Here is an 11,865-nt window from a genome sequence, read left to right as displayed (position 1 = left end):
ATTTTCACTTTATACTTGCCAGCCCAGAAGAACTGCCTATAATGCGCCTCCACTGACACGGAACAACGGCAAACAAGCCGCCGGGTCAGCAGAGAAAAGCGTGAAATTATCGCTTGACTCTGAAGCGGGAAAGCGTAGTATGCACAACCCGCGCCGCAGCGAAAAACGAAGCGGCACTGCTCTTTAACAATTTATCAGACAATCTGTGTGGGCACTCAAAGTGACATGGATTCTTAACGTCGCAAGACGATAAATGAATACCAAAGTCTCTGAGTGAACATACGTAATTCATTACGAAGTTTAATTCACGAGCATCAAACTTAAATTGAAGAGTTTGATCATGGCTCAGATTGAACGCTGGCGGCAGGCCTAACACATGCAAGTCGAGCGGTAGCACGGGGGAGCTTGCTCCCTGGGTGACGAGCGGCGGACGGGTGAGTAATGTCTGGGAAACTGCCTGATGGAGGGGGATAACTACTGGAAACGGTAGCTAATACCGCATAACGTCGCAAGACCAAAGAGGGGGACCTTCGGGCCTCTTGCCATCAGATGTGCCCAGATGGGATTAGCTAGTAGGTGGGGTAACGGCTCACCTAGGCGACGATCCCTAGCTGGTCTGAGAGGATGACCAGCCACACTGGAACTGAGACACGGTCCAGACTCCTACGGGAGGCAGCAGTGGGGAATATTGCACAATGGGCGCAAGCCTGATGCAGCCATGCCGCGTGTATGAAGAAGGCCTTCGGGTTGTAAAGTACTTTCAGCGAGGAGGAAGGCGGTGAGGTTAATAACCTCATCGATTGACGTTACTCGCAGAAGAAGCACCGGCTAACTCCGTGCCAGCAGCCGCGGTAATACGGAGGGTGCAAGCGTTAATCGGAATTACTGGGCGTAAAGCGCACGCAGGCGGTCTGTCAAGTCGGATGTGAAATCCCCGGGCTCAACCTGGGAACTGCATTCGAAACTGGCAGGCTAGAGTCTTGTAGAGGGGGGTAGAATTCCAGGTGTAGCGGTGAAATGCGTAGAGATCTGGAGGAATACCGGTGGCGAAGGCGGCCCCCTGGACAAAGACTGACGCTCAGGTGCGAAAGCGTGGGGAGCAAACAGGATTAGATACCCTGGTAGTCCACGCCGTAAACGATGTCGACTTGGAGGTTGTTCCCTTGAGGAGTGGCTTCCGGAGCTAACGCGTTAAGTCGACCGCCTGGGGAGTACGGCCGCAAGGTTAAAACTCAAATGAATTGACGGGGGCCCGCACAAGCGGTGGAGCATGTGGTTTAATTCGATGCAACGCGAAGAACCTTACCTACTCTTGACATCCAGAGAACTTAGCAGAGATGCTTTGGTGCCTTCGGGAACTCTGAGACAGGTGCTGCATGGCTGTCGTCAGCTCGTGTTGTGAAATGTTGGGTTAAGTCCCGCAACGAGCGCAACCCTTATCCTTTGTTGCCAGCGGTCCGGCCGGGAACTCAAAGGAGACTGCCAGTGATAAACTGGAGGAAGGTGGGGATGACGTCAAGTCATCATGGCCCTTACGAGTAGGGCTACACACGTGCTACAATGGCGCATACAAAGAGAAGCGACCTCGCGAGAGCAAGCGGACCTCATAAAGTGCGTCGTAGTCCGGATTGGAGTCTGCAACTCGACTCCATGAAGTCGGAATCGCTAGTAATCGTAGATCAGAATGCTACGGTGAATACGTTCCCGGGCCTTGTACACACCGCCCGTCACACCATGGGAGTGGGTTGCAAAAGAAGTAGGTAGCTTAACCTTCGGGAGGGCGCTTACCACTTTGTGATTCATGACTGGGGTGAAGTCGTAACAAGGTAACCGTAGGGGAACCTGCGGTTGGATCACCTCCTTACCTTAAAGAACCTGCCTTTGCAGTGCTCACACAGATTGTCTGATGAAAAGTAACGAGCAAGACGGCTGCGAAGTCGCGACACATCGTGTCCCCTTCGTCTAGCGGTTAGGACTCCGCCCTTTCACGGCGGCAACAGGGGTTCGAATCCCCTAGGGGACGCCACTTGCTGGGTGTGAGTGAAAGGCACAACCAATCAGTATCTCAAAACTGACTGTTAAGTCATGTTTGAGATATTTGCTCTTTAAAAATCTGGATCAAGCTGAAAATTGAAACGACATGCCCTGTCTGTTCTCCGTAATAAGAGCAGATGAGCGGTGTGTCAGAGTCTCTCAAATTTTCGCAATCATGAAGTGAAACATCTTCGGGTTGTGAGGTTAAGCGACCAAGCGTACACGGTGGATGCCTAGGCAGTCAGAGGCGATGAAGGACGTGCTAATCTGCGATAAGCGTCGGTAAGGTGATATGAACCGTTATAACCGACGATTTCCGAATGGGGAAACCCAGTGTGTTTCGACACACTATCGTTAAGTGAATACATAGCTTAACGAAGCGAACCAGGGGAACTGAAACATCTAAGTACCCTGAGGAAAAGAAATCAACCGAGATTCCCCCAGTAGCGGCGAGCGAACGGGGAGCAGCCCGGAGTCTGAATCAGCATGTGTGTCAGTGGAAGCGTCTGGAAAGTCGCAGGGTACAGGGTGATACTCCCGTACACGAAGATACACCTGCTGTGAACTCGAAGAGTAGGGCGGGACACGTGGTATCCTGTCTGAATATGGGGGGACCATCCTCCAAGGCTAAATACTCCTGACTGACCGATAGTGAACCAGTACCGTGAGGGAAAGGCGAAAAGAACCCCGGCGAGGGGAGTGAAAAAGAACCTGAAACCGTGTACGTACAAGCAGTGGGAGCACCCTTTGGGGTGTGACTGCGTACCTTTTGTATAATGGGTCAGCGACTTATATTCTGTAGCAAGGTTAACCGTATAGGGGAGCCGAAGGGAAACCGAGTCTTAACTGGGCGTTAAGTTGCAGGGTATAGACCCGAAACCCGGTGATCTAGCCATGGGCAGGTTGAAGGTTGGGTAACACTAACTGGAGGACCGAACCGACTAATGTTGAAAAATTAGCGGATGACCTGTGGCTGGGGGTGAAAGGCCAATCAAACCGGGAGATAGCTGGTTCTCCCCGAAAGCTATTTAGGTAGCGCCTCGTGAATTCATCTCCGGGGGTAGAGCACTGTTTCGGCTAGGGGGCCATCCCGGCTTACCAACCCGATGCAAACTGCGAATACCGGAGAATGTTATCACGGGAGACACACGGCGGGTGCTAACGTCCGTCGTGAAGAGGGAAACAACCCAGACCGCCAGCTAAGGTCCCAAAGTCATGGTTAAGTGGGAAACGATGTGGGAAGGCACAGACAGCCAGGATGTTGGCTTAGAAGCAGCCATCATTTAAAGAAAGCGTAATAGCTCACTGGTCGAGTCGGCCTGCGCGGAAGATGTAACGGGGCTAAACCATGCACCGAAGCTGCGGCAGCGACACTATGTGTTGTTGGGTAGGGGAGCGTTCTGTAAGCCGTTGAAGGTGTGCTGTGAGGCATGCTGGAGGTATCAGAAGTGCGAATGCTGACATAAGTAACGATAAAGCGGGTGAAAAACCCGCTCGCCGGAAGACCAAGGGTTCCTGTCCAACGTTAATCGGGGCAGGGTGAGTCGACCCCTAAGGCGAGGCCGAAAGGCGTAGTCGATGGGAAACAGGTTAATATTCCTGTACTCGGTGTTACTGCGAAGGGGGGACGGAGAAGGCTATGTTGGCCGGGCGACGGTTGTCCCGGTTTAAGCATGTAGGCGGAGGTTCCAGGTAAATCCGGAACCTTGTTAACGCTGAGGTGTGATGACGAGGCACTACGGTGCTGAAGCAACAAATGCCCTGCTTCCAGGAAAAGCCTCTAAGCATCAGGTAACATCAAATCGTACCCCAAACCGACACAGGTGGTCAGGTAGAGAATACCAAGGCGCTTGAGAGAACTCGGGTGAAGGAACTAGGCAAAATGGTGCCGTAACTTCGGGAGAAGGCACGCTGATGTGTAGGTGAAGCCCCTGCGGGTGGAGCTGAAATCAGTCGAAGATACCAGCTGGCTGCAACTGTTTATTAAAAACACAGCACTGTGCAAACACGAAAGTGGACGTATACGGTGTGACGCCTGCCCGGTGCCGGAAGGTTAATTGATGGGGTTAGCGGCAACGCGAAGCTCTTGATCGAAGCCCCGGTAAACGGCGGCCGTAACTATAACGGTCCTAAGGTAGCGAAATTCCTTGTCGGGTAAGTTCCGACCTGCACGAATGGCGTAATGATGGCCAGGCTGTCTCCACCCGAGACTCAGTGAAATTGAAATCGCTGTGAAGATGCAGTGTACCCGCGGCAAGACGGAAAGACCCCGTGAACCTTTACTATAGCTTGACACTGAACACTGGTCCTTGATGTGTAGGATAGGTGGGAGGCTTTGAAGCGTGGACGCCAGTCTGCGTGGAGCCATCCTTGAAATACCACCCTTTAATGGCTGGTGTTCTAACGTAGACCCGTAATCCGGGTTGCGGACAGTGTCTGGTGGGTAGTTTGACTGGGGCGGTCTCCTCCTAAAGAGTAACGGAGGAGCACGAAGGTTAGCTAATCCTGGTCGGACATCAGGAGGTTAGTGCAATGGCATAAGCTAGCTTGACTGCGAGAGTGACGGCTCGAGCAGGTGCGAAAGCAGGTCATAGTGATCCGGTGGTTCTGTATGGAAGGGCCATCGCTCAACGGATAAAAGGTACTCCGGGGATAACAGGCTGATACCGCCCAAGAGTTCATATCGACGGCGGTGTTTGGCACCTCGATGTCGGCTCATCACATCCTGGGGCTGAAGTAGGTCCCAAGGGTACGGCTGTTCGCCGTTTAAAGTGGTACGCGAGCTGGGTTTAGAACGTCGTGAGACAGTTCGGTCCCTATCTGCCGTGGGCGCTGGAGAATTGAGGGGGGCTGCTCCTAGTACGAGAGGACCGGAGTGGACGCATCACTGGTGTTCGGGTTGTCATGCCAATGGCACTGCCCGGTAGCTAAATGCGGAAGAGATAAGTGCTGAAAGCATCTAAGCACGAAACTTGCCCCGAGATGAGTTCTCCCTGAGCCTTTAAGGCTCCTGAAGGAACGTTGAAGACGACGACGTTGATAGGTCGGGTGTGTAAGCGCAGCGATGCGTTGAGCTAACCGATACTAATGAACCGTGAGGCTTAACCTTACAACGCCGAAGCTGTTTCGGCGAAGAGACAGACACTCAACTTTCAGCTTTGATACAGATTTAACAGAATTTGCCTGGCGGCTGTAGCGCGGTGGTCCCACCTGACCCCATGCCGAACTCAGAAGTGAAACGCCGTAGCGCCGATGGTAGTGTGGGGCCTCCCCATGCGAGAGTAGGGAACTGCCAGGCATCAATTAAAGAAACCCCGTACCGCAAGGTACGGGGTTTTTTGCTTTTCCCTCGGTCCGGGCAAAATCAACAATCTCTGGCTAAAATAACAAGATACGCATTGTCAGCGAGGTTATTTTGCCGAACCCCCCCTTTAACTACGACCAAGATTTTGCCAACACCAACTTTCGTGACCACCCCGAACTTTATCAGGTAGGACGGGGAGAGCAGGGTGTTCTGCTGGTTGAACCTTACAAAAGTGAAATCCTGCCCCACTGGCGATACAAAAATGCTGAAGTTGCGACCAAATCTGCTCAGGAGATTTACGCGCTGTTTGAGGAATACCGCGCGCAAAATGATTTCGTCGGGATGGATATGGCAAGAAAATTTATTCAAATGGGATATACCCGCGCCAGGCGCTACGCCAACCACAAAGGCGGGAAAAAGTACGATGATGAACGCAATGTTCGTCCGTTAGATCACGATCCTGTTAAAGCCGAAGCGGCAAAAATCTTTAAAGGATGGTGGGATAAAATTCGCGCCGACGGAGATTATTTGCAAAGAAAACAAGCGCATCAAAAAAAGTGGGGATAATGATATAACTCGCGACAGCGCCCGTTTTATGATGTGTCTCACAAAATGAAATGAAACATAAAAGAAACAATTTTTTTACCTAACGTTAAATTTTAAATCTGGTTTTACTGGAATGGGTGCAATGGCCCGCAATGTAAGACAGGGGATTTAAAATGACAGAAACCGTAGCAAGTACAGATACGGATAGTAAAAAAGCAGCAGACGGCGATACTCGCCGCAGGATCTGGGCAATCGTCGGCGCCTCTTCAGGTAATCTGGTTGAGTGGTTCGACTTTTACGTTTACTCGTTTTGCTCACTCTATTTTGCCCATATCTTCTTCCCATCCGGCAACACTACTACTCAACTGCTGCAAACCGCAGGTGTCTTCGCCGCTGGCTTTTTAATGCGTCCGATTGGCGGCTGGCTGTTTGGCCGCATTGCCGATCGAAAAGGGCGAAAAGCCTCCATGTTGATCTCCGTCTGCATGATGTGTTTCGGCTCTTTGGTAATCGCATGTCTGCCCGGCTATGACGCGATTGGCACATGGGCACCGGCCTTACTGTTGCTGGCGCGTTTGTTCCAGGGGCTCTCAGTCGGTGGAGAATATGGCACAAGCGCGACCTATATGAGTGAAGTTGCAGTGGAAGGGCGTAAAGGCTTTTATGCCTCATTTCAGTACGTGACGCTGATAGGCGGTCAGCTGTTGGCTATCCTGGCGGTGGTGATCCTGCAGCAGGTATTGAGTGATGAAGATCTCCGTGCATGGGGATGGCGTATTCCTTTCGCGCTCGGCGCGGTACTTGCCGTGGTGGCGTTGTGGTTACGCCGCCAGCTGGATGAAACCTCCCGAAAAGAGGTGAGAGCGTTAAAAGAGGCAGGTTCATTTAAAGGTTTGTGGCGTAACCGAAAGGCATTTTTGATGGTGCTCGGCTTTACGGCAGGGGGGTCACTCACCTTCTATACCTTCACGACCTACATGCAGAAGTATCTGGTTAATACCACGGGTATGCATGCTAACGTAGCGAGTATGGTCATGACGGTGGCGCTATTTATCTTTATGCTCATTCAGCCCATCATCGGCGCGCTGTCGGATAAAATCGGACGGCGTAGCTCTATGCTAATTTTTGGCGGGTTGTCGACGTTGTGCACTGTGCCCATTCTCACGGCACTTCAGCATGTCTCCTCTCCTTATGCCGCTTTTGCTCTGGTGATGGTAGCGCTGGTCATTGCCAGTTTTTACACCTCTATCAGCGGCATTCTTAAGGCAGAGATGTTTCCGGCGCAGGTACGTGCATTGGGCGTTGGGTTGTCTTATGCGGTGGCTAATGCCCTGTTTGGCGGCTCAGCGGAGTACGTCGCGCTGTCACTAAAATCGGCAGGCAGTGAGACGGTCTTCTTCTGGTACGTCACGCTGATGGGTGCGCTGGCATTTATTGTCTCGTTGATGCTGCACCGAAAAGGGAAAGGGGTCCGCCTTTAGTGCTCTGCCAGTTGCCACAGGGTATAGCCGGTCGTAGCCCCGGCGATATCCCAGGCAAAATCTTTCCAGCTCCAGCCGCTCCCCGCCGGGCGGCTGTCCCACAGCTCCTTCGATGCTCCCAGGCTTACCGAAAACATCAGGCCGTATGCCGCGCTGCGATCGCGACTAAAACCCTGGCGTTGAGCGTATTCATTGCCCGCCGCCGATAGCATCGCCGAGGCTAAAAAGTGTTGCGCTTTATCCTGACCAGACCAGCTATCCTGAGCCATATGGCTGCAGCCAGACAGTACCAGACAGCCCATTAACAGGAAATAACGCACAACGACCTCCATAAAAAAGCCCCGTCGAAGACAGGGCTGAAGATTACAAAATGCGGCTAATCAGGCGATCGATTCGGATCCTGCGCAGGCGGCGGATCAACTTTCTGACCTTGACCGGGTAATCAGCAATGCTCTGCAGATCGCGGTAGTGGTTAACCACAGTGGTGTGGGTGCGGATCAGCTCCAGCTCGCGATCGCGCTGAGCGGCCAGCTCGTGACGAGGGTCGTGGATCAGAATGGCATTCTCCAGATCCAGTCGCCATGCGCGCGGGTTGAGGTTATTCCCCGTCAGCAGCATCCACTCATCATCAACCCACATCCCTTTCAGGTGATAGCTGTTGTCTTCATCTTTCCAGAGACGCACCACCAGCTGATCGGTATTTACATAATACTGCAGGCGACTGAGGAAGCGGCGAAGGTTGATCTCATACAGATAAGGCAGGGCGCCGATAATCTTAAACGGCTGATCTTCCGGGATGAAGAAATCGTTCGCGGTTTTATCGCCGACGATAATCTCAACCTTTTTACCGTCGCGTAAAAGCTGAATGATATTACGCACCAGCACGGCCGGCAGGTTGAAGTACGGCGTACAGATGGTCAGCTTATGCTCGGTGCACGGCATAAGATGAAAGATGGTTTTGTTGAGCAGGCTTGATTTGCCCAGACCCACCAGCGGGGTCACCGCAAGCTGTTCGTTATCTGCATCGCCCTGGAAATGGAACATGGCATCGCGCAGTTCCTGACGGAAAAGGCGAATATCATTTTTAATCTCCGGGCTTTTTGGACGATGAGGATCGTCAAGGCGATTCACGCCGCGACCGTGCACCAGATGCTGATCCACCCACTCGAACATAACGTCTGCCATGCGGGCATTACGCACCAGGTGATAGCGATCGTAACGGTATTTATCGAGCTGATGCAGATAAACGTCATTCAGACTCGCGCCGCTATACAGCACGCTGTCATCAATAATGAAGCCTTTGAAATGGAGGACACCGAGTGCTTCGCGGGTGTTAACCGGAACACCATAAACCGCGACTTCTACGCCAGGGTTCTCCTGCGCCATGCGGCAATACCAGTCGGCATTGGTGTTGGATGCGGCCGCACCAATACGGCCGCGCTGGGCGCGGTGCCAGTCAACCAGGATGCGTACATCCAGTTCCGGGCGCTGACGTTTGGCCTCGTATACCGCACGTAAAATGGCGCTGCCGCCTTCATCCTGTTCCAGATAAAGCGCGATAATGCAGATACGATGCGTTGCGCTGGCAATTTTTTCCAGTAGCGTCTCCCGAAAATCGGCGGGAGCATAAAAGAACTCTACATCATCAACTGACTGAGAAATCTTCGGTAGTTGAGCAAGGTGTTGTTGATGTTTATTACGCTTAAATTTGGACAACATCACAGTGCGTTTCTTCTCTGTTCATTGAAGGATTATATGGACTATGCAGACAACAGAAGCGGGCAATCATACCATCAGTGCCGTTTAATGTGGTCAACATTTCCAGTACCTTACTCTTGTTTACCTGCCGACATCAGCGCCAGCGTCAACCCGACAATGCCGTCTTCCAGCTGAACATCAACGGTAAAGCCTAATTTTCGCGCCAGGGCGATCATGCCACGGTTGTTGGGCATAGTAATCCCATTGAGGCGGATAAGTCCGTGATCGCGCGTATAACCGATCAGCTTTTCCATTAACCGTCTTCCTAACCCCAGGCCTTTTAGATCGGAGCGAACCAGCACCGCAAACTCCGCATCGACGTTATCGGGATCGGAGATCGCACGCGTGACGCCAAGGATCTCATCGCCCTCATCCGTGCGGCGGACGGCAACAAAAGCCATTTCCCGATCGTAGTCGATCTGCGTCATATTGGCTAAATCTTCGTGGGTAAATTCGTTGATTTCACTAAAGTAGCGGTAGTACAGATCTTCTTTTGTTACCTGATCGATAAAGCGCTGCAGCTGGGGTTCATCTTCCGGAAGGATGGGGCGAAACAGCGACTGCTCGCCGTTTTTCATCTCCACCCACTCTTCAAGCTGATGGGGATAAGGGCGGATCGCGAGAAGGCTTTCGCGATCGCCGGTAAAGGCAGCCACATCCATTGTCACATCCAGCGCCGTCAGCTCGCTGCCGGATGCCAGCAGAGGATGAATATCCAGACGCTGGATTTCCGGGCTGTCGACAATCAGGTTCGATACCTGGACCAGGAACTGGCTCAGGGCGGCGATATCCAGTGGTCGCAGGGCGCTGCGCCCGCGGATCTTCTTACTCTTGATCGCCTGGATCACGAGATAACGTGCGAGGTTCATGTTCAAGGGAGGCAGGGCCACCACCGCCTGATCTTCAGGGCGCCACTCCACGCCCCCTTCACCCAGCATGATCAGCGGGCCGAAGACCGGATCGTGTTCGACTACAACCCGTAACTCCTGCGCCCCTGCGCGGTTGGCCATGCTTTGCACCAGCAGGCCGTGAATGCGCGCCTGGGGCCAGGTCATTTTGACGCGATCGATAATTGCTTCCGCCGCCTGCTGCACTTCCGCCGCGGTGCGCAGGTACAGCATTACCCCCTGAACTTCTGACTTATGCGGGATATCGGGGGAGCGCAGTTTCAGCGCCACCGGATAACCAATTTGCTCTGCGATATGTACCGCTTCCGCGCTGTCGCTGGCGATCCAGGTCGGCAGGGTATGCATGCCGAAGGCATTCAGGATCGGCTGCACCTCATGGGTATCCAGCGAGCGCGCGCCCTCATCAATGGCGCGTTGCAGCAGGGCCCGGGCATGTCCGGTATTGGCCGTCAGATTACCGGGGAGCGCCGGTGTTTCCCGCAGCTGTTTCTGGTTACGCCGGTACTCCACCATATGCATAAAGGCGGTGATTGTGCCTTCCGGCGTGCGGTATGTCGGCAAACCTGCCTCGCTGAACAGGCGCCGCGCCTCCTGCGAAGAAAACTCCCCGCACCAGTTAGTCAGAAGCGACACGTATTTCCCCCGCGGATGCTTTTTCACGGCCTCAATCAGCGAACGGGCGCTTTCGCTACCCGGTGCCGCGGCGCTCGGAGAGTGAATGACCATCAGGGCATCAAAATCCTGGCTTTCCAGCAGGATGTTGAGGGCGCTGATATAGCGATCGCTGCTGGCATCATCGCGCAAATCAAGGGGATTACCCGGCTCCACGCCAGGCGGTAGCGCATCACGCAGGCGCTGAAGCGTCTCTTCGCTGAGCGCGGCCAGCTTCCCGTTGCGCAGCCAGAGTTCGTCCAGAGCCAGCGCGGCCGGGGCGGCGCCGTTGCTGATAATCATCAGCCGCTCACCCCGCAGCGGGCGCATATGGCTCAACGTTTCGACAGCGGAAAAGAGTTCGTGGGTGTCCTGAACGCGCAGTAAACCGGCGCGCTGGATGGCGGCATCCCATGCCGGATCCATCCCGGAATGCGAGTGCAAAAGACGCTGGGCGGCAGGGCTGCGTCCGCTTTTGATCACCAGAATCGGTTTATTACGCGAGGCGCTACGGGCCGCCGACACAAAGCGTCGCGCGTCGCTGAGATGTTCAAGATAGAGCAGAATAGCGCTGGTTTTGGTGTCACGCGCCAGGAAATCCAGCAGCTCGTCGACATCGATGTCCAGCCCATCACCCAGCGCGATAAAGTAGGAGAACCCCATCTCGCGCTGCTGGGCCCAGTCGAGGATCGTATTGGAGACCGCTGCCGACTGGGAGATGAAGGCAAGTTTGCCTTTCCGTATCGGAACGGGGGAGAAACTGGCATTCAGCCCCTGCCAGGGTGCCAGCAGGCCAAGGCTGTTTGGCCCCAGCAGCCGCATCTGGTATCGCGCCGCGCAGGCCAGCAGCTCTGCCTGCTGTTCCGGCGGCGAGGAGAGAATAATGCAGGTTTTACAGCCTTTTTTCCCCAGCGCCTCAAGTAGGGCAATATTGCGTCGGGCGTGAGTACACAACACCGCGAGATCGGGGATAAAGGGCAGACTGTCCACGTCTGGCCAGGCCAGGACGCCCAGCACCGCTTTATAAGCAGGTGTTACCGGCAGGATCGGGCCGTTAAAACCGCCTGCGAGCAGGTTTCGCATCATCAGGTAACCGGCGCGTTCGGGTTTCATCGACGCGCCAATCACGGCGATGGATTTAGGGCGGAGTAAGGCTTCTAACCCGCGCTGGCTCATACAAGTC

Annotated in this window: 5 protein-coding genes, 1 tRNA gene and 3 rRNA genes; 6 read left to right on the top strand and 3 right to left on the bottom strand. The window is 53.8% G+C overall.

Translation table 11 applies throughout. The features are described 5' to 3' along the window. The first annotated feature begins 322 nt into the window (after positions 1-322). From ACP4QI_RS16480 to ACP4QI_RS16455, 6 genes are all read left to right on the top strand, one after another. Positions 323-1,864: ribosomal RNA gene (locus tag ACP4QI_RS16480) — 16S ribosomal RNA — on the top strand. Between the two features lie 87 nt (positions 1,865-1,951). Beyond that, positions 1,952-2,026: transfer RNA gene (locus ACP4QI_RS16475), tRNA-Glu, on the top strand. A gap of 210 nt (positions 2,027-2,236) precedes the next feature. Further along, positions 2,237-5,143 (top strand): 23S ribosomal RNA (locus tag ACP4QI_RS16470). Positions 5,144-5,216: 73 nt separating this feature from the next. Further along, positions 5,217-5,332, top strand: a 5S ribosomal RNA gene (gene rrf, locus ACP4QI_RS16465). Together the 16S, 23S and 5S rRNA genes with 1 tRNA gene alongside form the textbook arrangement of a ribosomal RNA operon. A 117-nt stretch (positions 5,333-5,449) precedes the next feature. Further along, positions 5,450-5,905: a DUF4385 domain-containing protein gene (locus ACP4QI_RS16460; protein ID WP_426495848.1), complete on the top strand. Its 456-nt coding sequence runs from the start codon at positions 5,450-5,452 to the stop codon at positions 5,903-5,905. Between the two features lie 152 nt (positions 5,906-6,057). After that, on the top strand, positions 6,058-7,365 hold the full coding sequence (locus tag ACP4QI_RS16455; protein ID WP_142486750.1) for an MFS transporter: 1,308 nt from the start codon (positions 6,058-6,060) through the stop codon (positions 7,363-7,365). Here the strand turns inward: ACP4QI_RS16455 and ACP4QI_RS16450 are convergent. The 3 genes from ACP4QI_RS16450 to ACP4QI_RS16440 form a co-directional block, all read right to left on the bottom strand. Further along, positions 7,362-7,667, bottom strand: coding sequence for a YfiM family lipoprotein (locus ACP4QI_RS16450; RefSeq protein ID WP_409518829.1), 306 nt, complete (start codon positions 7,665-7,667; stop codon positions 7,362-7,364). The two genes, ACP4QI_RS16455 and ACP4QI_RS16450, sit on opposite strands and share 4 nt — an antisense overlap. Before the next feature lie 61 nt (positions 7,668-7,728). Beyond that, on the bottom strand, positions 7,729-9,084 hold the full coding sequence (pssA, locus tag ACP4QI_RS16445; RefSeq protein WP_142486749.1) for a CDP-diacylglycerol--serine O-phosphatidyltransferase: 1,356 nt from the start codon (positions 9,082-9,084) through the stop codon (positions 7,729-7,731). A 110-nt stretch (positions 9,085-9,194) separates the two neighbouring features. Next, the gene (locus ACP4QI_RS16440; protein ID WP_426495847.1) at positions 9,195-11,858 is read right to left on the bottom strand and encodes a bifunctional acetate--CoA ligase family protein/GNAT family N-acetyltransferase; all 2,664 of its coding nucleotides are present in this window, start codon (positions 11,856-11,858) and stop codon (positions 9,195-9,197) included. Positions 11,859-11,865: the final 7 nt, after the last annotated feature.

This window comes from Leclercia sp. TB492 (assembly GCF_049974505.2).
GTDB lineage: Bacteria > Pseudomonadota > Gammaproteobacteria > Enterobacterales > Enterobacteriaceae > Enterobacter > Enterobacter adecarboxylatus_C.
This window is presented reverse-complemented; position numbering and strand designations above follow the sequence as displayed.

Coding starts and splice junctions, on each gene's coding strand:
- ACP4QI_RS16455 (WP_142486750.1), top strand. CDS start 6,058: ATGACAGAAACCGTAGCAAGTACAGATACGGATAGTAAAAAAGCAGCA.
- ACP4QI_RS16450 (WP_409518829.1), bottom strand. CDS start 7,667: ATGGGCTGTCTGGTACTGTCTGGCTGCAGCCATATGGCTCAGGATAGC.
- pssA (WP_142486749.1), bottom strand. CDS start 9,084: ATGTTGTCCAAATTTAAGCGTAATAAACATCAACAACACCTTGCTCAA.
- ACP4QI_RS16440 (WP_426495847.1), bottom strand. CDS start 11,858: ATGAGCCAGCGCGGGTTAGAAGCCTTACTCCGCCCTAAATCCATCGCC.